This is a genomic window from Pseudomonas sp. MIS38 (assembly GCF_019891575.1).
Taxonomy (GTDB): domain Bacteria; phylum Pseudomonadota; class Gammaproteobacteria; order Pseudomonadales; family Pseudomonadaceae; genus Aquipseudomonas; species Aquipseudomonas putida_A.
This window is the reverse complement of the sequence record NZ_JAFLXF010000002.1, coordinates 386,246-411,065: the sequence shown is the minus strand read 5'-3', so window position 1 is coordinate 411,065 and position 24,820 is coordinate 386,246. Positions and strand designations below refer to the sequence as shown.

General features: G+C 60.9%; 17 protein-coding genes and 1 pseudogene. 9 read left to right on the top strand and 9 right to left on the bottom strand.

Features of this window, described 5'->3' with window-relative positions; genetic code table 11:
• Positions 1-162 precede the first annotated feature (162 nt).
• The 5 genes from ntrC to glnA form a co-directional block, all read right to left on the bottom strand.
• Entirely contained in the window at positions 163-1,599 is a 1,437-nt protein-coding gene (ntrC, locus tag J1G18_RS05320) for a nitrogen regulation protein NR(I) (RefSeq protein ID WP_007961729.1), read from the bottom strand.
• The gene (glnL, locus tag J1G18_RS05315) at positions 1,596-2,681 is read right to left on the bottom strand and encodes a nitrogen regulation protein NR(II) (protein WP_007961730.1); all 1,086 of its coding nucleotides are present in this window, start codon (positions 2,679-2,681) and stop codon (positions 1,596-1,598) included. The genes ntrC and glnL overlap by 4 nt, the downstream gene beginning before the upstream one ends.
• Positions 2,682-2,912: 231 nt before the next feature.
• Positions 2,913-3,530: a DUF4124 domain-containing protein gene (locus tag J1G18_RS05310; protein WP_115988403.1), complete on the bottom strand. Its 618-nt coding sequence runs from the start codon at positions 3,528-3,530 to the stop codon at positions 2,913-2,915.
• The gene (locus J1G18_RS05305; RefSeq protein ID WP_139053571.1) at positions 3,527-4,039 is read right to left on the bottom strand and encodes a DUF4124 domain-containing protein; all 513 of its coding nucleotides are present in this window, start codon (positions 4,037-4,039) and stop codon (positions 3,527-3,529) included. The genes J1G18_RS05310 and J1G18_RS05305 overlap by 4 nt, the downstream gene beginning before the upstream one ends.
• Positions 4,040-4,325: 286 nt before the next feature.
• Positions 4,326-5,732, bottom strand: a complete 1,407-nt coding sequence (gene glnA / locus J1G18_RS05300; protein ID WP_003220788.1) for a glutamate--ammonia ligase — start codon at positions 5,730-5,732, stop codon at positions 4,326-4,328.
• A gap of 328 nt (positions 5,733-6,060) precedes the next feature.
• Here glnA and thiI point away from each other — a divergent pair, with 328 nt between their 5' ends.
• Both thiI and typA read left to right on the top strand, forming a co-directional pair.
• Positions 6,061-7,515 carry a tRNA uracil 4-sulfurtransferase ThiI gene (gene thiI / locus J1G18_RS05295; RefSeq protein ID WP_027611269.1) on the top strand — a complete coding sequence of 485 codons (1,455 nt, stop codon included), beginning with the start codon at positions 6,061-6,063 and terminating at the stop codon, positions 7,513-7,515.
• A 139-nt stretch (positions 7,516-7,654) separates the two neighbouring features.
• Positions 7,655-9,475, top strand: coding sequence for a translational GTPase TypA (gene typA, locus J1G18_RS05290; RefSeq protein WP_007961739.1), 1,821 nt, complete (start codon positions 7,655-7,657; stop codon positions 9,473-9,475).
• 226 nt (positions 9,476-9,701) lie between these two features.
• Here the strand turns inward: typA and J1G18_RS05285 are convergent, their stop codons facing one another.
• Positions 9,702-10,139 carry a YkgJ family cysteine cluster protein gene (locus J1G18_RS05285; RefSeq protein WP_007961740.1) on the bottom strand — a complete coding sequence of 146 codons (438 nt, stop codon included), beginning with the start codon at positions 10,137-10,139 and terminating at the stop codon, positions 9,702-9,704.
• A 259-nt stretch (positions 10,140-10,398) separates the two neighbouring features.
• On the opposite strand from J1G18_RS05285, the gene J1G18_RS05280 reads away from it, so the two are divergent.
• The 5 genes from J1G18_RS05280 (at position 10,399) to J1G18_RS05260 (ending at position 20,008) form a co-directional block, all read left to right on the top strand.
• Complete coding sequence (locus J1G18_RS05280; protein WP_097086973.1) at positions 10,399-12,849, top strand: glycogen/starch/alpha-glucan phosphorylase; 2,451 nt, start codon at positions 10,399-10,401, stop codon at positions 12,847-12,849.
• Between the two features lie 255 nt (positions 12,850-13,104).
• Positions 13,105-16,701: a DUF2339 domain-containing protein gene (locus J1G18_RS05275; RefSeq protein WP_223007192.1), complete on the top strand. Its 3,597-nt coding sequence runs from the start codon at positions 13,105-13,107 to the stop codon at positions 16,699-16,701.
• Positions 16,698-18,062, top strand: coding sequence for a DUF3999 domain-containing protein (locus tag J1G18_RS05270; RefSeq protein ID WP_223007191.1), 1,365 nt, complete (start codon positions 16,698-16,700; stop codon positions 18,060-18,062). Before J1G18_RS05275 ends, J1G18_RS05270 begins: the two co-directional genes overlap by 4 nt.
• A gap of 329 nt (positions 18,063-18,391) precedes the next feature.
• Positions 18,392-19,402: a class 1 fructose-bisphosphatase gene (locus J1G18_RS05265; protein ID WP_007961744.1), complete on the top strand. Its 1,011-nt coding sequence runs from the start codon at positions 18,392-18,394 to the stop codon at positions 19,400-19,402.
• Between the two features lie 3 nt (positions 19,403-19,405).
• Complete coding sequence (locus J1G18_RS05260) at positions 19,406-20,008, top strand: DUF924 family protein (protein WP_098966769.1); 603 nt, start codon at positions 19,406-19,408, stop codon at positions 20,006-20,008.
• Positions 20,009-20,211: 203 nt separating this feature from the next.
• Here the strand turns inward: J1G18_RS05260 and J1G18_RS28350 are convergent, their stop codons facing one another.
• Entirely contained in the window at positions 20,212-20,976 is a 765-nt protein-coding gene (locus J1G18_RS28350; protein WP_371920137.1) for a methyl-accepting chemotaxis protein, read from the bottom strand.
• A gap of 93 nt (positions 20,977-21,069) precedes the next feature.
• Positions 21,070-22,092 (bottom strand): annotated as a pseudogene (locus J1G18_RS28345) (sensor histidine kinase); the annotation flags it as partial.
• A 294-nt stretch (positions 22,093-22,386) separates the two neighbouring features.
• Here J1G18_RS28345 and J1G18_RS05250 point away from each other — a divergent pair.
• Positions 22,387-22,641 carry a hypothetical protein gene (locus tag J1G18_RS05250; RefSeq protein WP_003220802.1) on the top strand — a complete coding sequence of 85 codons (255 nt, stop codon included), beginning with the start codon at positions 22,387-22,389 and terminating at the stop codon, positions 22,639-22,641.
• Between the two features lie 31 nt (positions 22,642-22,672).
• Positions 22,673-23,242 (top strand): lipocalin family protein, encoded by a 570-nt coding sequence (locus J1G18_RS05245; protein WP_223007189.1) that lies wholly within the window; start codon positions 22,673-22,675, stop codon positions 23,240-23,242.
• 118 nt (positions 23,243-23,360) lie between these two features.
• Here J1G18_RS05245 and J1G18_RS05240 read toward each other — a convergent pair whose 3' ends face one another.
• A complete protein-coding gene (locus J1G18_RS05240) occupies positions 23,361-24,725 on the bottom strand; it encodes a formimidoylglutamate deiminase (protein ID WP_223007188.1) in 1,365 nt (454 codons plus the stop codon).
• Positions 24,726-24,820: the final 95 nt, after the last annotated feature.

The following is a 24,820-nucleotide window of genomic DNA, read 5'->3' as shown; positions in this document are numbered from 1 at the left end:
GTCTGTACTGGTCAGAGTCAGAATCGAGTCTGTAGTCCCGCCCACCCCTTCAAGTCTAAACATACAAGCGGGCTTGCTCGCGAAGGCGTCGCGTCAGTCACTGATACGTTTCATGAATAGCGCTTTCGTGAGCAAGCCCACTCTCACAGAGGGCGTGGTTGATCAGCCCTCATCCCCCTCATCATCATCCCCACCGTCCACCTTCATCCCCAATTCTTTGATCTTGCGCGTCAGGGTATTACGCCCCCAGCCGAGCAATACCGCCGCATCACGCCGGCGACCGGCCGTGTGCTTCAGTGCGGTCTCGATCATGATCCGCTCGAACGCCGGCACCGCGCTGTCGAGCAGGCTCGACTGGCCACGGGCCAACGCTTGATCGGCCCACTGGCGCAGCGCCTGCTCCCAGTTGGTCACTGGCGCCGAGTCCTGCGGCAGGCTCAGCAATTCCGGTGGCAGGTCACTGATGTGCACTTCGCGCCCGGAGGCCATCACGGTGATCCAGCGGCAGGTGTTCTCCAGCTGCCGCACGTTGCCCGGCCATGGCAGGTTCTTCAGGTATTCCTCGGTCTCGCTCTTGAGCAGCTTCGGCTCCACCGCCAGTTCTTGCGCGGCGCGGCTGAGGAAGTGCTTGGCCAGGGTCGGAATGTCTTCGCGACGGTCCGACAGGCGCGGGATGTGGATGCGGATCACGTTGAGGCGGTGGAACAAGTCCTCACGGAATTTCCCGGCATGCACCAGGGTTTCCAGATTCTGGTGAGTCGCGGCAATGATCCGCACATCGACCTTGACCGGGACATGGCCGCCGACGCGATAGAACTCGCCGTCCGCCAGCACCCGCAGCAAACGGGTCTGGGTATCTGCCGGCATGTCGCCGATTTCGTCGAGGAACAGCGTGCCGCCGTCAGCCTGCTCGAAGCGCCCGCGACGCAGGTTGGCCGCGCCGGTGAATGCGCCTTTTTCGTGGCCGAACAGCTCAGATTCCATCAGGTCCTTGGGGATCGCCGCCATGTTCAGCGCGATGAACGGCGAGGCCGCGCGCGGGCTGTGGCGGTGCAGGGCGTGGGCCACCAGTTCTTTACCGGTACCGGATTCGCCGTTGATCAGCACGGTGATGTTGGAGTGGCTCAAGCGGCCGATGGCGCGAAACACCTCCTGCATCGCCGGCGCTTCGCCGATGATTTCCGGGGTGCGGGTCAGCGCCGGCACCACTTCCAGGCCTTGCTGCTCTTGCGCATGCTGATTGGCGCGCTTGACCAGCGATACCGCCTCGTCGACGTCGAACGGCTTCGGCAGGTATTCGAAAGCGCCGCCCTGATAAGACGCAACGGCGCTGTCGAGGTCGGAGTGCGCGGTCATGATGATCACTGGCAGCCGTGGGTGCTGTTCGCGGATACGTGCCAGCAGGTCGAGGCCACTGGCGCCCGGCATGCGGATGTCGGAAATGATCACATCAGGCTGCTGACGGGCCAGACGACTCATCACGCCATCGGCGCTGTCGAAGCTCTGCGTGGTCATGCCTTCCTGCTGCAAGGCCTTTTCCAGAACCCAACGGATAGAACGGTCGTCATCGACGATCCACACGGTTTCACTACGGCTCATGTCGATGTGGCTCCTTGTTCCAGTGGCAGAAAGATCGAGAACGTGGTGTGGCCGGGGTGGCTGTCACACTCGATCAGGCCCTGGTGCTGGCTGATGATGTTCTGGGTGATGGCCAGGCCCAGCCCGGTACCGTCCGGGCGGCCGCTGACCATGGGAAAGAAGATGGTTTCCTGAAGTTCTGCAGGGATCCCCGGGCCGTTGTCGATGATCTCGATCTTGGTCACCAGGCGATGACGGACGTGGCCGATGGTGAACTGGCGCATGGTCCGGGTGCGCAGGCTGATGCGGCCCAGACGCAGCTCGTTCTGGCTGCTGATCGCCTGCATGGCGTTGCGCACGATGTTCAGTACGGCCTGAATCATTTGTTCGCGGTCGATCAATACGTCGGGAATGCTCGGGTCGTAGTCGCGCACCAAGGTGATGCAGCCCTGGCTTTCCGCTTCGACCAGTTGGCAGACGCGTTCGAGCACTTCGTGAACGTTGCACAACGCCAGCGACGGCAGCTTGTTCGAGCCGAGCATGCGGTCGACCAGATTGCGCAGACGGTCGGCCTCTTCAATGATCACGTTGGTGTAGTCGCGCAGGCTGTCTTCCGGCAATTCGCGGGCCAGCAATTGCGCGGCGCCACGGATGCCGCCGAGCGGGTTCTTGATCTCGTGGGCGAGGCCGCGCACCAGCATTTTGCTGGTTTCCTGCTTGGACAGTTGCGCCTCTTCCTTGGTGATCCGCAGCAGGCGATCACGCGGGTGCACCTCAAGCAGAAGCATGGTCGCGCCGTTGCTGAGGATCGGTGTCACCGCATAGTCCACGGTCAGGGTCTGGCCGGTGAGGGCAGTGAGCATCGCTTCGCGCTTGGTGAAAGGGTGTGCCTGTTCGACCGCCTGACGCAGCGAGTTGAGCGCCTCGGTGGACTCGGTGAACAACTCGCTGATGAACTGCCCATGGCTGCGCTGACCGCTGATGGCCAGCAGCATCTCGGCCGCCGGGTTCATGTATTCGAGGCGCAGTTCGGCGTCGAGCAGGATGGTGGCGGTGGTCAGGTTGTCGAGCAGCAAACGGTGGATTGCGTCGCTAATAGTCATCGGAGCCTCTTTTGGGGGCGGAGCGTGCGCAAGAAGCAGGCGTCGTTAAACGGAAAATGCAAAAACCAAACCAAGGCTCCGAAAAGAAGCGTTCAACCCGTGAAACAGGCGTTTGACGCTCGTTTGCGTGGCAGGGTGCCAGCTCGAACGGGAAGTTTCGAACCAAAATGGGTTGGAATCTGGGTACGGTGCAGCCCATTGCACCAATATAGTGCGTAAAGCTGAATGGCGTTAGAAGAAGCGCAGGAAGGGATTTTTTTCTTCGGCGGGTTTGTCTTTCAGCGGACATTCCGGGCGCACGCCGTAGTCCTCGCTGACGCAGGGTTTGACCTGGCGTTTCTGCGCCAGCGAGATGCGCAGCATGTGGAACGGCTGGTTGGCGGTGCGCTCGACAGTGCGACCCTGCTCATCAAGGATTTCCACCGACAGGTTGTGACTGCCGCGGTCGATGTTGCTCAGCGGGAATACCGGACTCAGTCCCGGCTCGCCAGTGGCCTGGCCGTCCAGCAGCAGGCGATAGCGATGGCCCTGCTGTAAGCCAGGTTCGCTGGTGACACTGACGATCACCTCGCCCGCGCTGCTGCGAAGGGTCGCATCCGGCTCGGGGATCAGGATGCGCAGCATGTCGTAGTGAAACGGTGGTTGTTCCGCGACCTTTTTTACAGCGCTGATCGGTGCGGCAGCCGTGGGGTTGGCCGACATGCGATTGCTGGTGGCTATAGGCACGCGCTTGGCGTTGCCGCGCGGCTGGTCGGTGTAGACGCGATTGCCCTGCGCGTCGACATAGGTGAAGACCTCTGCCGAAACGGGCAGGGCGAACAGGCACAGGATCAGCCAGAAAATTCTCACGGCTTGTGCACCCGCTGTACGGTGAACACCACCGCCGGGCTCTGCTGGATGATCGCTTCGCCGTCGATCACCTGCACCGCGAGACGATGCTCGCCACGATCGACATTCACCAGTTGCAGGATCGGTACGTTGCTCGGCTGGCCGTAAGGCGCGTCGTCCAGGATCAGCCTTAATTGGTGCGGTGCCTGCAGGCGCGGCTTGATCAGCACATTGACAGTGAAGGTGCCGTTGTTGGCGCGCAGCGCTTCTTCGCTGGGCAGGCCGGTCAGCTCCAGCACCTCGTAGGCACTGCGTGCCGCGGGGCGTGTGTCGGTGCTTGAAGGCGCTGGCGCGCTCGGTGCCTGTGGCTCGACGCGGTTGAGTGGCGGCAACTCGACCGGCTGCGCCTGAACACCGTCCGGCGAGTGATCGCTGTAAACCGTGTTGCCATTGGCATCGGTGTACTTGTAGATCTGCGCGGCGGCGGGCAGGGCGATCAGCAGCAGGATGTAGAGAAAGGTGCGACCCATGAAATCGACCGGGAAAGAAAGCGATGGGGTGCAGCATAGGCCAGGTGCGGCGGTTGGCCCAACCCGGGACATATCCGGAGATCATTCAGACGCCAGAAATTCCCTGTGGGAGCGGGCTTGCTCGCGAATGCGGTCGGTCATTGAAGGTGATGGTGGCTGACACGACGCCTTCGCGAGCAAGCCCGCTCCCACAGGGGTTTTGCGTAGTTTCATAAATCGTGGGCAATAAAAAGGCCTCCCGAAGGAGGCCTCTTTTTGTCACGCCGCGTAGCGCGGCGCTACTGGATCAGCAGCTGTAGTACAGCTCATATTCCAGTGGGTGTACGAAGGTGCGGACCTTGATTTCTTCTTCGGATTTCAGCGCGATGTAAGCGTCGATGAAGTCGTCGGAGAACACGCCGCCCTTGGTCAGGAACGCACGGCCCTTGTCCAGCTCTTCCAGGGCTTCTTTCAGGCTGCCGCAAACTTGTGGGATCTCTTTCGCCTCTTCAGGCGGCAGGTCGTACAGGTTTTTGTCAGCGGCATCGCCTGGGTGGATCTTGTTCTGGATACCGTCCAGACCGGCCATCAGCAGTGCTGCGAAAGCCAGGTACGGGTTGGCAGCCGGATCCGGGAAGCGTGCTTCGATACGACGGCCGCGTGGGCTGTTGACGTAAGGAATACGGATCGAGGCGGAACGGTTGCGGGCCGAGTAGGCCAGCATTACCGGCGCTTCGAAACCTGGCACCAGACGCTTGTAGGAGTTGGTAGCCGGGTTGGTGAAGCCGTTCAGGGCCTTACCGTGCTTGATGATACCGCCGATGAAGTACAGGGCGGTTTCGGACAGGCCGGCATAGCCTTCGCCAGCGAAGGTGTTCTTGCCGTCTTTGGCGATGGACATGTGTACGTGCATGCCCGAGCCGTTGTCGCCGTACAGTGGCTTCGGCATGAAGGTCGCAGTGCGGCCGTAAGCGTCGGCAACGTTGTGGACAACGTATTTCAGAGTCTGAACTTCGTCAGCTTTCTTCACCAGGGTGTTGAACTTGACACCGATTTCGTTCTGACCGGCAGTCGCCACTTCGTGGTGGTGAACTTCAACGGTCTGGCCCATCTCTTCCAGTGCGTTGCACATGGCAGTACGGATTTCGTGGTCGTGGTCGAACGGCGGAACCGGGAAGTAGCCGCCTTTGATGCCAGGACGGTGGCCTTTGTTGCCGCCTTCGATGTCCTGGTCGGACATCCACGAGCCTTGTTCGGAGTAGATCTTGAACATCGAGCCGGAGATGTCGGACTTGAACTTCACTTCGTCGAAGATGAAGAATTCTGGCTCGGGACCGGCGAAGACGGTGTCACCGATACCGGTGGTCTTCAGGTATTCCTCGGCGCGGTGAGCGATGGCGCGCGGGTCGCGATCGTAACCTTGCATGGTCGACGGTTCGATGATGTCGCAAACCAGGATCAGGGTTGCGTCTTCGGTGAACGGATCGAGAACGGCAGTATCGTCGTCCGGCAGCAGGATCATGTCGGAGGCTTCGATGCCTTTCCAGCCAGCGATGGAGGAACCGTCGAACATCTTGCCGACTTCGAAGAAGTCGTCTTCCAGCGCATCGCGAGCCGGCATGGTCACGTGGTGCTGAGTGCCTTTGGTGTCCGTGAAGCGCAGATCAATCCACTTGACGTCATGATCTTTGATGAGTTGAACCGACTTCGACATAGTGTCCTCCGGGTGGCTTAGGGCTTGGTAGTGGATGCCCTTAATATGGGTGATGCCGGCGCAGATACTCTGCCAAGGCAACCTGCCTCACAAGGGAGCAAATTGCATGCCAGTGCCCCAGCATGGGTTTTTTGCCCCAATTTCACGCTTTGAGCGCTGCAAAGCGCCATAAAGGTGAAAATCTCGCCCCTTAATGTAGCGCCTCAAATCAGAAATGACCTGTTTTGGTGCAAGTGAAACCTTCTGCATATTAACTGGTTAAACCTTGAGCAATTTCCGCTATAATCCGCGCCCCCCTTTTTCGGCTGGCCCTGCGCGCGCTGTTTTCATGAAACTAATCGTAAAAGTCTTCCCCGAGATCACCATCAAAAGCCGCCCTGTCCGGATGCGTTTCATCCGCCAGCTGGCCAAGAACATCCGCGCCGTGCTCCGCGATCTGGACCCGGCCGTGGTGGTGAACGGTGTGTGGGACAATCTCGAGCTGGAAACCCGCGTTACCGACCCCAAAGCCTTGAAAGAGATGGGCGAGCGCCTCACTTGTACTCCCGGCGTCGCGCACTTTCTGCAGATCGACGAATACCCGCTGGGCGACTTCGATGACATCACCGAGAAGTGCAAACAGCACTACGGCGATGTACTGGCCGGGAAGATTTTCTCGGTGCGCTGCAAGCGTGCCGGCAAGCATCCGTTCAGCTCGATGGACGTCGAAAAATACGTTGGCAGCAAGCTGCGTCGTGAGTGCGGTGCGGCCGGAATCGACCTCAAAGACCCGGAAATCGAAGTTCGCATCGAAGTTCGCGACCAACGGTTGTTTGTCATCCACAGCCAGCACAACGGCATCGGCGGTTACCCGCTCGGCGCCCTGGAGCAGACGCTGGTACTGATGTCCGGCGGCTTTGACTCGACGGTTGCCGCTTACCAGATCATGCGTCGCGGCCTGATGGCGCATTTCTGCTTCTTCAATCTCGGCGGGCGTGCCCACGAATTGGGCGTGATGGAAGTCGCGCATTTCATCTGGAAGAAGTACGGCAGCTCGCAACGCGTGCTATTTGTCAGTGTTCCGTTCGAAGAAGTGTTGGGCGAAATTCTCGGCAAAGTCGATAACAGTCATATGGGCGTCGTATTGAAGCGTATGATGTTGCGCGCATCGTCGGCCATCGCCGACCGGCTGCACATCGACGCGCTGGTCACCGGCGAAGCGATCTCCCAGGTATCGAGCCAGACGCTGCCGAACCTGTCGGTGATCGACTGCGTGACCGACAAACTGGTCCTGCGCCCACTGATCGTTGCGCACAAGCAGGACATCATCGACACGGCCAACGAGATCGGCACCGCCGATTTCGCCCGGCACATGCCGGAGTACTGCGGGGTCATCTCGGTCAATCCGAAGACTGCCGCCAAGCGCCACCGTGTTGAGCACGAAGAGAAAGAATTCGACATGGCGGTTCTCGAGCGTGCGCTCGAAAACGCCAAACTGGTGCCGATCGATCGAGTGATCGACGAATTGGGCCAGGACTTGCAGATCGAAGAAGTCGGCGAAGCGCTGGCCGGTCAGATCGTCATCGACATCCGTCACCCGGATGCGGCCGAGGATGACCCGCTGGAACTTGCCGGCATAGAAGTACAGACGATGCCGTTCTACGCAGTGAACGCTCGTTTCAAGGAGCTGGATCCGACTCGCCAGTACCTGCTGTATTGCGACAAAGGCGTGATGAGTCGCCTGCATGCTCACCATTTGCTCAGTGAGGGGCATGCCAATGTGCGCGTTTATCGACCGAGCTAAGTGCCCGGGGCTGTTTGCCTGTGGCCTGCGTCACCGGCCCCCCGACACCGCCGTCAAGCTGTAACGGCCATGCCGGACACTACTGTTAATCGCTGCCAAGACTTGTCAGCAAACCGAATCCTCTGATCGAGATACACAAGTGATCGAAAATCTACGTAACATCGCCATCATTGCCCACGTTGACCATGGTAAGACCACCCTGGTAGACAAACTCCTGCGTCAATCCGGCACTCTGGAGCGCAACGAGCTCAACGACGAGCGCGTGATGGACTCCAACGACCAGGAAAAAGAGCGCGGTATTACCATTCTGGCGAAAAACACCGCCATCAACTGGAACGGCTACCACATCAACATCGTGGACACCCCGGGCCACGCCGACTTCGGCGGCGAAGTAGAACGCGTAATGTCGATGGTTGACTCCGTTCTGCTGCTGGTTGACGCTCAAGACGGCCCTATGCCGCAAACCCGTTTCGTGACCAAGAAGGCGTTCGAAGCCGGCCTGCGTCCAATCGTGGTCATCAACAAGGTTGACCGTCCAGGCGCGCGTCCGGACTGGGTTCTGGACCAGATCTTCGACCTGTTCGACAACCTCGGTGCTACCGAAGAACAACTGGACTTCCAGGTTGTTTATGCCTCGGCCCTGAACGGCATCGCCGGTCTGGATCACACCGCCATGGGCGAAGACATGACTGCGCTGTACCAGGCAGTGGTCGACCACGTTCCGCCTCCGGCCGTTGACCGTGACGGCCCGTTCCAGATGCAGATCTCCGCTCTGGACTACAACAGCTTCCTGGGTGTTATCGGTGTTGGCCGTATCGCTCGTGGTCGCGTCAAGCCGAACACCCCGGTTGTCGCGATCAGCGCCGACGGCAAGCGCCGCAACGGTCGTATCCTGAAGCTGATGGGTCACCACGGTCTGCACCGCATTGACGTTGAAGAAGCAGCAGCCGGCGACATCGTCTGCATCAGCGGCTTCGACGAGCTGTTCATCTCCGACACCCTGTGCGACATCAACACCGTCGAGGCGATGAAGCCGCTGACCGTTGACGAGCCAACCGTTTCCATGACCTTCCAGGTAAACGACTCGCCATTCTGCGGTAAAGAAGGCAAGTTCGTGACCTCCCGTAACATCAAGGATCGTCTGGACAAAGAGCTGCTGTACAACGTTGCACTGCGCGTTGAAGAAGGCGACTCGGCTGACAAGTTCAAGGTTTCCGGCCGTGGTGAGCTGCACCTCTCGGTACTGATCGAAACCATGCGTCGCGAAGGCTTCGAGCTGGCCCTGGGCCGTCCTGAAGTGATCATCCGTGAAGTTGACGGCGTGAAGCAGGAACCGTTCGAAAACGTCACCATCGACATCCCTGAAGAATCGCAGGGCAAGGTCATGGAAGAGATGGGTCTGCGTAAGGGCGACCTGAGCAACATGGTGCCGGATGGCAAGGGCCGTGTTCGTCTGGAATACAACATCCCTGCTCGCGGTCTGATCGGTTTCCGTAACCAGTTCCTGACCCTGACCAACGGTGCTGGCATCCTGACCTCGATCTTCGATCGTTACGCTCCAGTGAAGTCGGGCCACATGTCCGGCCGTCAGAACGGCGTTCTGGTTTCGGTTGAAACCGGCAAGGCACTGACCTACTCGCTGGAAACCCTGCAGGCTCGTGGCAAGCTGTTCGTAGAACACGGCCAGGAGATCTACAACGGTCAGATCGTTGGTCAGAACAGCCGCGACAACGACCTGGGTGTGAACCCTACCAAAGGCAAGAAGCTCGACAACATGCGTGCTTCGGGTAAAGACGAAACCATCGCTCTGGTACCACCTGTTCGCTTCACTCTGGAACAGGCTCTGGAATACATCCAGGAAGACGAGCTGTGCGAAGTCACTCCTAAGTCCATCCGTCTTCGCAAGAAGATCCTGGACGAAAGCGAGCGTACCCGCGCTGCCAAGAAAGCCAAGGCGTAATTTAGCCCGAGCTTGAAAAAACGCCCCCGGTCGCGAGACCGGGGGCGTTTTTGTTTGTCCGGGATTTAACCGAGACGGGGGCGGTGTTTGTGCTGGCCTCTTCGCGAGCAAGCCCGCTCCCACAGTAGATCTCGGTGAACACAAATCTTGTGTACGCCACAGTTCCCTGTGGGAGCGGGCTTGCTCGCGAAGGCGGCCTGAAAGGCGCCGAAAATTTCAGGAAAGATCAGAACTTCTCGATCGACCGCGAGTTCTGCACTCGCTCCACTTCTTTGGGCTTGTACGCGCAATACCCCGGACGCGGGCCGATTTTCGGGTGGTTGCGGCAAGTGTCCGGGCGTTTGTCATAAATGGTGCACAGGCGGCTCTTACGATCCAGGTAGTAGCAATCGTTGTTGCTCATGCGCTGTAGAGTAAAGATCCCCGACTTCTGGTTGAAGCGTTCGACCAGCCCTTCCTTTTGCAGGCGCTTGGCGATGTTCTTCGGCGGATCGCCCAGCTCGAACTCGTCGACCACGCCGATACGTACCAGGTCCTTGATCTTGACCTCGACCGGCAGGGTGCAGCAGCTGGAGACACAAGAGCCGCACATCGGGGCCGAATATTTGGCCCACGTATCGAGACGGTCGATCTCGGCGGCGGCAATCAGGTTGGGCTTCATCATCGGGGGTTACCAGGCGTGTGTGCATCAGGGCGCGCGATCATACCGGGACTGGTGGATTTTTGAACAACCTTTCGCCAGATTTTTGCAAATGCCGCGCAAATGTCATTCAGTCCGGCACGGCCCCTGCATTCATTAGCCCACTCGCCAAGGTAATGCCGGGCTATCTCACCGACTTCGGAAAAACTGCCGAACCAGCGCCTCTACCGTCGGTCAGACCGTCTAGGCTCAGACAATTCCCCGCTCGCTCGAGGTCCTATCGATGACTCAAGAACCACTAGTTCGCGAAGCAGAGGTGGCCGCATTCCGCGATGCCGTCCTGACCAAGCTCACCTATGCAGTGGGTAAAGACCCGGATCACGCTTTCGACCATGACTGGTTCGAAGCCATTGCCCTGGCGGCGCGCGACCACATGGTCGAACACTGGATGGACCACACCCGGCAGATCTACCGCAAAGGCCAGAAGCGGGTGTATTACCTCTCCCTGGAATTTCTCATCGGCCGTTTGCTCTACGACAGCCTGAGCAATCTCGGCCTGCTCGACGTCGCCCGTGAAGCGCTGACCGAGCTGGGCGTCGATCTCGAACGGATCCGCCTGCTGGAACCTGACGCGGCACTCGGCAACGGCGGCCTCGGACGTCTGGCGGCGTGCTTCATGGAAAGCATGTCGACCCTCGGCATCGCCGGGCACGGCTACGGCATTCGCTACGAGCATGGGCTGTTCCGGCAGGCCATCGTCGATGGTTGGCAGCAGGAGCAGACCGAGCACTGGCTGGATTTCGGCAACCCGTGGGAGTTCGAACGTCCGGAAGTGGTGTACTCGATCGGCTTCGGCGGCAGCGTCGAAACCGTCACCGATGCCAGCGGCAAGACCAAACAGGTCTGGTCGCCTGCGGAAACCGTGCGCGCGATTGCCTATGACACGCCAGTGGTCGGCTGGCGCGGGGCGAGCGTCAACACCCTGCGCCTGTGGCGCGCCCGGGCCATGGAAGATCTGCACCTGGAGCGCTTCAACGCCGGTGACCACTTGGGCGCCGTCGCCGAAGTGGCCCGGGCTGAAAGCATTTCCCGCGTGCTTTACCCGGCAGACAGCACTGAGGCCGGGCAGGAACTGCGCCTGCGCCAGGAATACTTCTTCGTCGCCGCTTCCTTGCAGGATTTGCTGCGTCGTCATCGCAACATGCACACCTCGGTGCTGACCCTGGGCGATCACGCAGCGATCCAGCTCAACGACACTCACCCTTCGATTGCCGTCGCCGAACTGATGCGCCAACTGGTCGACGTCTACGACGTGGCCTGGGATGCGGCGTGGCAAGTCACTGTCGATACCTTGTCGTACACCAACCACACGCTGTTGCCCGAGGCGCTGGAAACCTGGCCGGTCGGCCTGATGGAACGCATGCTGCCGCGGCACATGCAGATCATTTATCTGATCAACGCCCAGCACATCGATTCGCTGCGCGCCAAAGGCATTCATGATTTCGACGTGCTGCGCGCGGTGTCGCTGATCGAAGAGGACAACGGTCGCCGGGTGCGCATGGGCAACCTCGCGTTCCTCGGTTCGCACAGCGTCAACGGCGTGTCCGGGCTGCACACGCAGTTGATGCGCAAGACTGTGTTCGCTGAACTGCACAAGCTCTACCCGGAGCGGATCAACAACAAAACCAACGGCATCACCTTCCGCCGCTGGCTGTTCCAGGCCAACTCCGAACTGACCTCGATGCTGGTCGACTCCCTCGGTCCGGAAGTGCTGGATAACCCGGAAGAGCGCCTGCTCGACCTCGAACCGTTCGCCGAACAACCCGCCTTCCGCAAAGCCTTCGCCGAACAGCGCCTGCACAGCAAAAAAGCGCTGGCCTATCTGATTCACGAGCGGCTGGGGATCGCGGTCAATCCGGCGGCGATGTTCGACGTGCAGGTCAAACGGATCCACGAATACAAGCGCCAGTTGCTCAACCTGATGCACACCGTGGCGCTGTATCAGGCAATCCGCGCCGAGCCTGAAGTCGACTGGGTACCCCGGGTGAAAATCTTCGCCGGTAAAGCGGCGGCCAGTTATCACCAGGCCAAATTGATCATCAAACTGACCAACGACATCGCCCGGGTAGTGAACAACGACCCGACAGTGCGCGGTTTGCTGAAGGTGGTGTTCCTGCCCAACTACAACGTCAGCCTGGCGGAGAGCATCATTCCGGCGGCGGACTTGTCCGAGCAGATTTCCACGGCCGGGTTCGAAGCCTCGGGCACCAGTAACATGAAGTTCGGCCTCAACGGTGCACTGACCATCGGCACCCTCGACGGCGCCAACGTGGAAATGTGCGAGCGCATCGGTGCCGAGCACATGTTCATCTTCGGCCTCAGCGCTCAGCAGGTTGAAGCGCGCAAGCAGAACCACGAGTTCAGCGCCGCGCCGGACATCGCCGCGTCGCATCGTTTGAGCGACGTGCTGCAAGCGATCCGCAGTGGCGTGTTCTCGCCAGATGACACGTCGCGTTACACCGGATTGATCGATTCGCTGGTGGACTACGACCGCTTCCTGGTCTGCGCCGACTTCGATTCCTATTGGGAAGCGCAAAAACGCGTCGATGCGCACTGGCACGATTCCAACAACTGGTGGCGTTCGGCGGTGCTCAACACGGCGCGGATGGGCTGGTTCTCGTCCGACCGGACGATTCGCGAGTACGCCACGGATATCTGGAAGGCACTGGAGTGATTTTCTGCAACAAATGTGCGTAAGGCCCAACGTTTGTTGGGCCGGATCGATATACTGAGCGCCGGTTACCGGGCTGTTCAGTCACCACTGATCCAATGTAGGAGTGAGCCTGCTCGCGATAGCGCCGTCACATTCAACAGCTTCGTTGACTGACAAATCGCTATCGCGAGCAGGCTCACTCCTACAAGGGTTTGTGCCTAGACTGAAGCAACTGTCGGGATTGCCCCGCCTCGGGGCCGCTTAGGGATATCGACCATGCAATGGATGTTCATGTTGATCGGGCTGCTGCTCGGCTGGCTGCTCGATGAGTCGTTCAGTGCCGCGCTGCTTGGTGCACTGCTCGGGCTGGCGATCGGGCAAACGCTCCGGATCGCCCGGCTTGGCTCGCTGGCCACCGACCAACAGCGTCAACTGGAACAGGCCAAGGTCGCCCTGCAAGCCGTCGAGCAGCGTCTGTTTCTGCTTGAAGGTGCCAGCGTGCGCACCACACCGCCGAGCGTGGCGCCGATGCCGGACGCCATCGTTGAGCCGATCATCGTCGCCGAACAATCATCCTCCCCCACGCCGGATCTGGTCTGGGAACTGCCGCCCGAACTAGAACCGATCTCTGCCGTTGCCAGCGAAACCAGCCAGCCGCTGCCGGCGGATGTCTGGCGTCTGGATGCTGTTACCGACGAGCCAACAGCGCCGGCACAGCCTGCCGAACCTCGTGGCCCGAACCTGATCGAGCGTGGCATCAGCGCTGCGCGTGACTGGCTGTTCGGTGGCAACACCGTGCTGCGGGTTGGCGTGGTGCTGCTGTTTTTCGGTCTGGCGTTCCTGCTGCGCTACGCCACCGAGGGCATGGTGGTGCCAATCGAATTGCGTTATGCCGGTGTTGCGGCAGCGGCGTTGGCCCTGCTGGCACTGGGCTGGTGGCTGCGTACGCGCAACAGCAGTTATGCGCTGATTCTGCAGGGCACCGGGATCGCGGTGCTGTACCTGACGGTGTTTGCGGCGATGCGTCTGCATCCGTTGCTCGATCCATCTGCCGCGCTGGGGTTGCTGGTGGCGGTCACGGTGTTCTCGGCGATTCTCGCCATCACTCAGGATGCGCTGGGCCTGGCGGCGGCCGCTGCGCTCGGCGGTTTCGCCGCGCCGATCCTGACCTCGACCGGGGCTGGCAACCATGTTGCGCTGTTCAGCTATTTCGCATTGCTCAATGCCGGCATTCTCGCCATTGCCTGGTTCAAGGCCTGGCGCCTGCTTAACCTGATCGGGTTCGTCGGCACGTTCGGTATCGGCTTCGCCTGGGGCCTGCGCTCCTATGCGCCCGAGCTGCTGTGGAGCACCGAGCCGTTCCTGATTCTGTTCTTCCTGATGTACCTGGGCATTGGCCTGTTGTTCGCCCGACGCAAGTTGCTCGACATGCCCGATGCGCCGGCGGACGGCGATCGCGAGGCGCTGCTGCACTGGTCGGCGCGCAAGGGCGACTACGTCGACGGCACGATGCTGTTCGGCCCGCCGATCGTGGGCTTCGGTCTGCAGTTTGCGCTGGTGCAGCACCTGGAGTTCGCCGCTGCGTTCAGCGCACTCGCACTGGGCGTGATCTACATGGGCCTGGCCCGGGTGTTGATGGGCGGCCGCGCCTTGTTGCTGGGTGAAACCTGTCTGGCGCTGGGGGTGATTTTCGCCAGTCTGGCGATCCCGCTGGGCCTCGATGCGCGCTGGACTTCGGCGGCGTGGGCAGTGGAGGGCGCGGGGATTTTCTGGCTCGGCCTGCGTCAGCATCGGCCGTTCGCCCGAGCGTTTGCCCTGCTGCTGCAACTGGGGTCGGCGCTGGCCTTTCTCAGTCAGTTGCGGGTTGGCGAAAGCAGCCTGCTCGACGGCGCACCGCTGGGAGCGTTGATGCTCGGCATCGCACTGCTGTTCAGTTTCTATCAATTGCGCAAAACCTCGGCGGAACAGTCTTCGCCATGGGAGCGCCAGGGTTTGCCGGTGCTGGCGGCGCTGGGCCTGACCTTCCTGTACCTGTTGGCGCCGCTGTTTTTCCTGGTTCAGGCGACAGCGATCAGTTGGGCCTTGGCCGGACTGGTGACCCTGTTTGTCGGCCTGCGCCTGCAATCGCGCACGTTCCTGTTCACCGCGTTCGCCGTGCAGTTGCTCGGCGGTGCGCTGTTCCTGTTGCGTCTGCAAGGCGCGAGCGAGGATTCGGCGGCCGTGTTCAGCGCCGGGTGGAGCGGTTTGCTCAGCGCATCGGTGATCGGTGTGGCGTTGATCGGAGGGATGCTGCTGGCGGCGCGCGACGAGATGGTGCGCGGCGATGTGCGGCTGCTGCGCGGGTTGTCGGTGGTGTTGCTGGCGGGGTTGGTGCTGATCAATCTGGCGGTGCTGTTCGTGCTGCCGTGGCAAACCGCGAGTGCGGTGTGGGCGGCGAGCGGTCTGTTGATCATCTGGCTGAGCCTGTACCTCAAACAGCGCGTGAGTTTTGTCTTTGGGCTGTTGTTGCAGTTGATCGGTGGCGCGGCGTTCTTGTTGGCCGGCCCCGAGTTGCTCGGGCCGCTGTCCAGCGAAGGACTGCGGCCGTTGGCCCATGGCGGTTTCTGGACGCCGCTGGTATTGGGGCTGGCCGCGCTGGTCGGTGCCTGGCGTCTGCAACTGGGCAATCACGCCTCGGCCTTCGATGCGCTGAGTTTGCAACGCCTGTCCGAAGTGCTGCTGGTGTGGGGCGCCGGTTGGTGGGCGTTGGCGTGGGTCAGTGAGGTGCTGCGTTTTGCGCCGTTGAATCTGCAGGCGTCGCTGTTGCTGCTGGTCGCTGCGCTGAGTGTGGCGTTGTGGACGCTGTTGGCGCTGCGCCTGAAATGGCCGGCGTTGGGCCTGCTCTGCACCTTGCTGATTCCGGCGGCGGGGCTGGTGTTGCTGGCGGCGTGGCATGCGCGTTATCACCCAGCGGCGAATTTTGGTTGGCTGGCGTGGGTATTGGTGTTCGCCGTGCATTTCTTCAGCCTGCGGCGTCTGGCGCCGATGCTGCCGGCTCGGGCCTTGAGCACTGCGCATGTGCTGGGTTGCTGGCTGCTGATCGGCGTACTGGCGCTGGAGCTGCGCTACGGTCTGCTGCTGTTGTCCGAGCAATACAACGCGTGGCGCTGGCTGGGCTGGGCGATCCTGCCGAGCCTGTATCTGCTGTTGGCGGCGGCTCCGCGCAGCTGGCCATGGCCGGTGGCGGCATTCCCGCGGGAATATCGTTTGTACGCCGCCGCGCCGCTGGCAGTGCTGATGCTGGCGTGGTTCTGGCTGGCCAACGGCGTCAGCGACGGTAACGCCGAACCGCTGCCGTACGTGCCGCTGATCAACCCGTTGGAATTGGGCCTGCTGTTCGCCTTGTTCGGGGTGTACGTGTGGTCGCGTCATGCGGTGACGCAGTTTGCCCTGCGCAAGGATTACGCCGAGTACGCCACGCAACTGGTCGCCGGGGTCTCCCTATTCGCCTTCTGTACCGCGTTGGTGACCCGCGCTGCGCACCATTGGGCGGGCATTCCGTTCGAGCTGGATCTGCTGCTCGAATCGATGCTGGTGCAGGCCGGGCTGTCCATCGTCTGGACCTTGATGGCGTTGGGGCTGATGATCGGCGGACACCTGCGGCACCGGCGCGAAGTGTGGCTGATCGGCGCGGCGCTGATTGCGCTGGTGGTGGCCAAACTGATTTTTGTCGAATTGAGCAACCGTGGCGGACTGGCCCGGATCGTCTCGTTTATCGGCGTCGGCGTGTTGCTGCTGGTGGTGGGCTATTTCGCACCGCTGCCACCGAAACGTGTCGAAGCCGAACCGGTGGCGGACAAACCCGTGCCGGATACCGAAGGAGTTTCATCTTGAGTCGCATGCTGAATCTGGGGTGGTTGGCGCTGGGCGTGGTGATGGCTGCCGGCGCCCAGGAAAAACCGGCGGACTTCGCCACGCAGGTGCCGCTGACGGTGAGTGGCAACGGCCCGTGGTATCGCCTCGATCTGCCGCTGAGCGCGCAATTGCAGGCCCGCCAGACCGATCTCAGCGACCTGCGCGTGTTCAACGCCGCCGGCGAACCACAGGCCTACGCCCTGGCCCGGGAATCGGCGCAGACCCGCGACGACGGGCAGTTGCATGAAGTGAAGTGGTTCCCCTTGTACAACGCCGCCGACGCCAGCGAGCGAGCGCCGAACGTGCGCGTGCAATCGACCACCACCGGCACATTGGTTGAAGTGCAGCCGTCGACTCAGCTGGAGGCCGGCGAAGAAGTGCTGCGTGGCTGGCTGCTCGATGCCAGTGCGATCAAGGCGCCGCTGCAGCAGCTGATTCTCGACTGGACCAGCGAGCGCGACGGCTTCCAGCGTTTCAGCATCGAGGCCAGTGATGACTTGCAGCACTGGCAGGCGTGGGGCGAGGGGCAGGTGGCGCGCCTGACCTTTTCCGACGAACGCATCGAACAGCACGAAGTGACGCTGCCGGGGCAATCGGCGCGCTATCTGCGTCTGCTGTGGGATGCGCCAACCTCGGCGCCAATCCTCACGTCCGCTCAACTGAAAAGCAGCGATCCACGCAACGTGCCGCTGCCGTTGGTCTGGTCGCAAGCGCTGGCGGGCAGTAGCACCAAGTCCGGTGAGTACACCTGGCAGTTGCCGATGGGGCTGAATGTCGAGCGGGTGCAGGTCGAGCTGAAACAACCGAACAGTCTGGCGCCGGTGACGCTCGCGGGCCGCCGCGAAAGCAGCCTGCCGTGGCAGACGTTGAGCAACGGTTTGCTGTATCGCCTGACCCAGAACGGTCAGGACGTGGTGCAAAACGAATTGCAGTTGTACGGGCAGACTGTGCAGCAGTTGAAACTGAGCGTGGATGAGCGTGGCGGCGGTCTGGGTGAGCAGGCACCGAGCCTGAAGTACGCGGTGCGGGCGACCCAGGTGATTTTCCTCGCACGGGGTGACGGGCCTTACAGCCTGGCGCTGGGCAATCCGACGGTGAAAACCGCGAACCTGCCGCTGAGCACGCTGATTCCGGATTTCAAAGCGGAAAAACTCGCGGCGCTGGGCAAGGCAACGGTGCAGGGTGAAGTGATTGCCACACAGGCTACGCCGGCAACCACGACGGCGGTAGCCGAGACCAACTGGAAGAAGATCGGCCTGTGGGCGGTGTTGCTGGTGAGTGTGGTGTTCCTCGGGGCGATGGCGGCGAGCCTGTTGCGCAAGCCGCCGACCAATTCCTGAGAATGGCTGGCGCTGCGCGCCATTCGCGAGCAAGCCCGCTCCCACATTGATCGCGTCCAGCAGGGCTACTCGGTCAACTGTGGGAGCGGGCTTGCTCGCGAAGGCGGCCGATCGACCACCAATAGTTTCAGATCGGTCGCGGATCCGCATGCACCACCCGTCCCGTTTCGAACTACGCTCAATCCGGTGCCTGAACTCTCTCGACCCGTTCACGTCTGATACAAGCAATTGCGCCCCAATGCACGTTACCGGGCGTCATCGCTCGCTACGTTTTCAGACTCCCTGTAAACTGCGCGGGTTTTTAGCCCCCCATTCCACCGGAGCCGTCCATGTCCCGCGTTACCCTGAGTCGCTATTTGATTGAGCAGACCCGCAGCAATAACACTCCTGCCGATCTGCGCTTCCTGATCGAAGTGGTGGCGCGTGCCTGCAAAGAGATCAGCCACGCCGTGTCCAAAGGCGCCCTGGGTGGTGTTCTGGGCAGCATGGGCACTGAAAACGTCCAAGGCGAAGTGCAGAAGAAACTCGACGTGCTGTCGAACGAGATCCTGCTCGAAGCCAACGAGTGGGGCGGTCACCTGGCCGGCATGGCGTCCGAAGAAATGGACAATGCCTATCAGATCCCGGGCAAATACCCGAAAGGTGCTTACCTGCTGGTGTTCGACCCACTGGACGGCTCGTCGAACATCGACATCAACGCTCCGGTCGGCACCATCTTCTCGGTATTGCGTTGCCCGAACGAATACCTGAGCCAGAACGAGCCGCTGAACGAAAAAGCCTTCCTGCAGCCAGGCACCCAGCAGGTTGCCGCCGGTTACGCGATCTACGGCCCGCAGACCATGCTGGTGCTGACTCTGGGCGACGGCGTCAAAGGCTTCACCCTGGACCGCGAAATGGGCAGCTTCGTACTGACCCACGAAGACATCACCATTCCTGAAACCACCCAGGAATTCGCGATCAACATGTCCAACCAGCGCCACTGGGAAGCCCCGGTGCAACGCTACGTCAGCGAACTGCTGGCCGGCGAAGAAGGCCCGCTGAAGAAGAACTACAACATGCGCTGGGTCGCCGCGATGGTGGCCGACGTGCACCGCATCCTGACCCGTGGCGGTCTGTTCATGTACCCACGCGACAGCCGTGAGCCATCCAAGCCCGGCAAACTGCGTCTGATGTACGAAGCCAACCCGATGTCGTTCCTGGTGGAACAGGCCGGCGGCGCGTCCACTGACGGCCACCAGCGCATCCTCGACATTCAGCCGGAAGGCCTGCACCAGCGCGTAGCGGTGTTCCTCGGCTCGAAAGAAGAAGTCGCCCGCGCCACGGCTTACCACAAGGAATAAGCCATGACCGCGCCCTGGCAGCCGTTGCTCGATTGGTGGTTCGGACATGTCGAATCACCGGACGAGATTGCGGCTGACAAGGGCAAGTTGTGGTTCGGCAAGAAAGACAGCCAAGACCTCGAAGCGCGTGAGCGTTTCGGGGTCTTTGTCGATCAGGCCCTCGCTGGCGAATTGGCCGAGTGGACGCAACGTCCCGAAGGTTGGCTGGCCGTGGTGCTGCTGCTCGATCAACTGCCGCGCATGATCTTTCGCGACACGCCCAAAGCATTCTCGGGTGATCTGCGTGCGCAGAAACTTGTCGCGCAGGGCATTGCTGCGGATTTCGACCGGAAACTGAAGCCGATCCAGCGCGTATTCATTTATCTGGTGTTCGAACACTGCGAAAACCTCGCGGTGCAGAACGAAGCCGTTTCGCGTTTTATCGATCTGGTGGCTGAGCAGCCGGAAAGCGAACGGGCGGTGTTTGCCGACAATCTGGACTATGCCGAGCGGCATCGGAAAGTGATTGCGCGGTTTGGAAGGTTTCCGCATCGCAATGCGGTGTTGGGACGGGAGTCTACGGCGGAGGAGTTGGCGTTTTTGAAAGAGCCAGGTTCGCGTTTTTAGAACGATTCTCGGCAACCTCAACAACCAGCCCTCACCCTAACCCTCTCCCGGAGGGAGAGGGGACTGACCGAGGTGTTTTGTCGCTATACGTCGACCTGAAGCATCCAGTCGAACTCAGGTTTGAAAAGCTTGAAGATCTACTCCCTTCCCTCCCCCTCGCCCCCTTGGGGGAGAGGGCTGGGGTGAGGGGGTGGCTCTTGATCTTAGATCCGGAAGCTACCCACCAGTTGCTTCAATCGCGCCGCCTGCTGCTCCAGATCCGAGCACGCACGCAAGGTTGCCTGCAGGTTCTCCACACCTTCCTGGTTCAGCGTGTTGATCTCGTTGATGTCGACGTTGATCGATTCGACCACAGCCGTCTGCTCCTCAGTCGCGGTAGCCACCGACTGGTTCATCCCGTCGATCTCGCCGATGCGCTGGGTCACGCTGCCCAGGCGTTCGCCGGCCTGGTTGGCGATGCCGACGCTGCTTTCGCTCTCGCGCTGGCTCTCGGTCATGATGCTCACGGCCTGACGCGCGCCGACTTGCAGTTCTTCGATCATCTTCTGCACTTGCTGCGCCGAATCCTGAGTGCGGTGGGCGAGGTTGCGCACCTCGTCAGCGACCACGGCGAAACCACGGCCAGCCTCACCGGCGCGGGCCGCTTCGATGGCAGCGTTTAGCGCCAGCAGGTTGGTCTGCTGCGAGATGCTGGTGATCACTTCCAGAATCTGCCCGATGTTCACCGTGTTGCTGTTGAGGGTTTCGATGTTGCCGCAGGAGTCGCTGATTTTTGCCGACAGTTGCTGCATGGCCTGAATGGTTTTATCAACAACCTGCTGACCGTCGACCGCCAGACTGCGCGCATCACTGGAGTGCTGCGAGGCGAGAGCGGCGTTCTGGGCGATTTCCTGAGCGGCGGCGCCGAGCTGGTTGATCGCCGCGGCCACGCTGTTGGTGCGGCTGGCCTGCTGATCAGAGTTGTACATCGACGAATTCGATGCGGCGACCACACGCAGGGCGACTTCGTTGACCTGGCCGGTGGCCGAGGACACTTCGCGGATCGAGGTGTGAATACGCTCGACGAAGCGGTTGAACGACAGGCCAAGCGCGCCGAATTCATCATGGCCGTGGATCACCAGACGCTTGGTCAGGTCGCCTTCACCTTCGGCGATGTCGTGCATGGCGCGGCCCATGGTCAGCAGTGGCTGCATCAGCACGCGGATCAGCATGCCGAGCAGGGCGATGATGATCACCACGGCGATCACCATGGCGATCAGCGCCGAGGTGCGGAATTCGCTGAGCATCGAGAACGCGGTGTCTTTGTCCAGCACCAGCGCCACGTACCAGTCGGCCGATGGCACGCCGTTAACGCGGGTGAAGGAGATCAGTTGAGTCTTGCCGTTGAACTCGACTTCTTTCAGGCCCGGGCTGACTTTCGGTGCGCCGTTTGGATAAGCCTCGGCGAGGGTTTTGAGCACCAGTTTGCTGTCCGGGTGAATCAGGATCTTGCCATCGGCGCTGACGATGAACGCATGGCCGTGGCCACCAAAGTTGAGCGAGTTGATGATCGCGCTGACGCTGGTCAGGTCGATATCCGCGCCGGCCACACCGATCATCTGGCCCTGACGCTGCACCGGAGTGGCGACGGTGATTACCAGTTTGCCCGAGGAAGCGGCGATGTAGGGTTCGGTGACGATGGTCTGTTGGGCGCTGTTGGCGGCCTTGTACCAGCCACGGGCGCGCGGGTCGTAGTCCGGCGCGCGATTGCCGGCGGGTACCGAGAACATCACGCCGTCAGCGCCGCCGAAGTAGCTGAGCTGGAAATTGCCGGTATAGGCGGGCAGGTCGATGATGCGCTTGAGGCTGGCCGGGGCGCTGCCGTCGGCGGCGACCTGCTGCGACAGCGATTGCAGCAACTGGATGCGGCTTTCCAGCCAGGTCTGGATGTTGCTGGTGGTCAGGCTGCCGAGTTCCTGCATCGAGGCTTCGGTGCTGCTGCTCAGGGCTTCGCGTTGTCGATAGTCGTTGAACAAAATGAAACAGGCGAACGCAACGGCCACCACGAGGGCGGCAGCCAACAAGATCTTGTGGCTGAATTTCATGTTTCTGGTCATCGAATGAACTACCGCGAAGGGGCTGGTCGAGAAAGGGCGGCAATTTGCCACACTCGGGGGCTTTGCGCTGCTCTTATTTCGACCGCCGCGCGCCAAAGATTAGGCGTCTTTGATGAAATGCGACGAAATGCTCAATAGCCGCACAAAGTGTCTGATTTACCGGTAAATGCCAGACGAGCGGAGCGATAAATAGCCATTTCTGAAGGGAACCAGATGAGGGTTTTCTCTTCTAAGCTTCTGGTTGGCACCATGCCATCCCCCTTCCGCTCCAGGAGTTACTTCATGTCGCTGCGATCTATCGCCCTTCTGACTTTTTGCGTGCTGTTGGCCGCGTGCAGCAAGGTCAATCAGGAAAACTATTCCAAGCTTTCGGCCGGCATGGCCAAGGCCGAGGTTGAGACGCTGCTCGGCAAACCCACCGACTGTTCGGGCGCGCTCGGCATGTCCAGTTGCACCTGGGGCGATAAAAACAGCTTTATCAGCGTGCAGTACGCCGGTGACAAAGTGCTGATGTTTTCCGGCCAAGGCCTGAAGTAAACCGGGGCTACGCGCCCACGGGAGAAAAATAATGAAGCGGTTATTGTTCGTCCTTTTTGTCGGCCTGGTACTGGCCGGCTGCGCCACCCACGGTGAAGATCCGCTGGCGCCCAAGACGGCTCACAGTGTCAATCTCAAGCGTTATCAGGGCACCTGGTATGAACTGGCGCGCCTGCCGATGTACTTCCAGCGCAACTGCGCGCAGTCCGAAGCCCATTACTCGCTCAGACCCGACGGCAATGTCGATGTGCTCAATCGCTGCCTGACCTCCGACTGGCAGTGGGAAGAAGCCAAAGGCAAGGCTTATCCACAGGTGCCGGGCAAGACCGACAAGTTGTGGGTCGAGTTCGATACCTGGTTCTCGCGCTTGATTCCGGGTGTGGCGAAAGGCGAATACTGGGTGTTGTACGTCAGCGACGACTACAAGACCGCCATCGTCGGCGACCCGAGTCGCAAGTACATGTGGTTGCTGTCGCGCACGCCAACGGTCAATGGCGTAGTGCGCGAGGAGTTGCTGAGCAAGGCGCGGCAGCAGGGTTACGACACTACGCGACTGATCTGGCGGGCGTCGGATCGGCAGATGGCGAAGACTTCGAACTAAAGGCAACCACAAAATCAATGTAGGAGTGAGCCTGCTCGCGATGACTGTGTGTCAGACATAAATATGTGACTGACACACAGTCATCGCGAGCAGGCTCACTCCTACATTTTGTTATGTTTCAGCTCAGCAATTCGCGCAGGACCTGGATGAATGCCCGAGCGCTTTCCTCTTCGCCCGCGTGCCGTCCATCGCGCACCACCCACTGACCATTGACCAGCACATCGCGCACCTGGCGATCTCCGCCAGCGAACAGCCAGCGATTCAAAATCCCGTCACCACTGGCGGTGGCCAGATACGGATCATTGCCATCGAGCACGATCCAGTCCGCACGTTTGCCGACTTGCAGCGCACCAATCGGCTGTCCCAAAGCCTGGGCGCCGCCGTCCAGCGCCGCGTCATACAGCGTGCGCCCAACCATCGGCTGATCCGCGCCATACAACCGGTTACGCCGCTGATCGCGCAGACGCTGGCCGTATTCCAGCCAGCGCAATTCCTCGACCACGCTGAGCGACACATGGCTGTCGGAACCGATGCCCATGCGCCCGCCCTGAGCGAGGAAATCCACCGCCGGGAAAATCCCGTCGCCCAGATTCGCTTCAGTGGTCAGGCACAGGCCGGCGATGGCGCGACTTTTGGCCATCAGCGTGACTTCTTCCGGGTTGGCGTGGGTCGCGTGAACCAGGCACCAGCGCTGATCGACCTCGGTGTTTTCGTAGAGCCATTGCAGCGGACGGCGACCGCTCCAGCTCAGGCAGTCGTCGACCTCTTTCTGCTGTTCGGCGATGTGAATGTGCACCGGGCACAGCTTGTCGCTGGCGGCCAGCACTTCGCTGATCTGCTGCGGGGTAACCGCGCGCAACGAGTGGAAGCACAGACCCAGCGACTGCGCTTTTTGCTGAGCGAGTAATGGCTGCAAGCGCGATTGCAGATTCAGGTAATTTTCGGTGCTGTTGATGAAGCGGCGCTGCCCATCATTGGGCGTCTGGCCGCCGAATCCGGAATGGCTGTAGAGCACCGGCAGCAGGGTCAGACCGATGCCGCTTTCGCTCGCTGCCAGACTGATGCGCAGTGCCAGTTCGGCCGGATCGGCATATGGCTGACCGTTATTGTCGTGGTGTACATAGTGGAATTCAGCAACCGAGGTGTAACCGACCTTGAGCATTTCGATGTACAGCTGACGGGCGATCACGCCGAGCTGCTCCGGGCTGATTTTTCCGACGAGGCGATACATCAAGTCACGCCAGGTCCAGAAACTGTCGTTGGGATTGCCGGCTACTTCAGCCAGCCCGGCCATCGCGCGCTGGAAGGCGTGGGAGTGCAGATTGGGCATGCCCGGCAGCAGCGGACCGCTCAGCCGTTCGGCGCCGTCTGCAGTGGAATCGGCCTGAATCCGGGTCAGCACGCCATCGGCGCTGACCTCAAGACGTACATTGTTGGCCCATCCGTTAGGCAGCAGCGCGCGTTCGGCAAAGAAAGCGGACATGGTTCAGCACCCCATCGTGTGTTATTTGTATATACATATACAGACGTTTGCCTGCCCGGTAAACTCCGGCAAGCTAGCAACCTTCATCCAATGAA

Coding starts and splice junctions, on each gene's coding strand:
- ntrC (WP_007961729.1), bottom strand. CDS start 1,599: ATGAGCCGTAGTGAAACCGTGTGGATCGTCGATGACGACCGTTCTATC.
- J1G18_RS05260 (WP_098966769.1), top strand. CDS start 19,406: ATGACCGCGCCCTGGCAGCCGTTGCTCGATTGGTGGTTCGGACATGTC.
- J1G18_RS05265 (WP_007961744.1), top strand. CDS start 18,392: ATGTCCCGCGTTACCCTGAGTCGCTATTTGATTGAGCAGACCCGCAGC.
- glnL (WP_007961730.1), bottom strand. CDS start 2,681: ATGACTATTAGCGACGCAATCCACCGTTTGCTGCTCGACAACCTGACC.
- J1G18_RS05275 (WP_223007192.1), top strand. CDS start 13,105: ATGCAATGGATGTTCATGTTGATCGGGCTGCTGCTCGGCTGGCTGCTC.
- thiI (WP_027611269.1), top strand. CDS start 6,061: ATGAAACTAATCGTAAAAGTCTTCCCCGAGATCACCATCAAAAGCCGC.
- J1G18_RS05240 (WP_223007188.1), bottom strand. CDS start 24,725: ATGTCCGCTTTCTTTGCCGAACGCGCGCTGCTGCCTAACGGATGGGCC.
- J1G18_RS05305 (WP_139053571.1), bottom strand. CDS start 4,039: ATGGGTCGCACCTTTCTCTACATCCTGCTGCTGATCGCCCTGCCCGCC.
- J1G18_RS05285 (WP_007961740.1), bottom strand. CDS start 10,139: ATGATGAAGCCCAACCTGATTGCCGCCGCCGAGATCGACCGTCTCGAT.
- J1G18_RS05245 (WP_223007189.1), top strand. CDS start 22,673: ATGAAGCGGTTATTGTTCGTCCTTTTTGTCGGCCTGGTACTGGCCGGC.
- J1G18_RS28350 (WP_371920137.1), bottom strand. CDS start 20,976: ATGTACAACTCTGATCAGCAGGCCAGCCGCACCAACAGCGTGGCCGCG.
- J1G18_RS05280 (WP_097086973.1), top strand. CDS start 10,399: ATGACTCAAGAACCACTAGTTCGCGAAGCAGAGGTGGCCGCATTCCGC.
- J1G18_RS05250 (WP_003220802.1), top strand. CDS start 22,387: ATGTCGCTGCGATCTATCGCCCTTCTGACTTTTTGCGTGCTGTTGGCC.
- glnA (WP_003220788.1), bottom strand. CDS start 5,732: ATGTCGAAGTCGGTTCAACTCATCAAAGATCATGACGTCAAGTGGATT.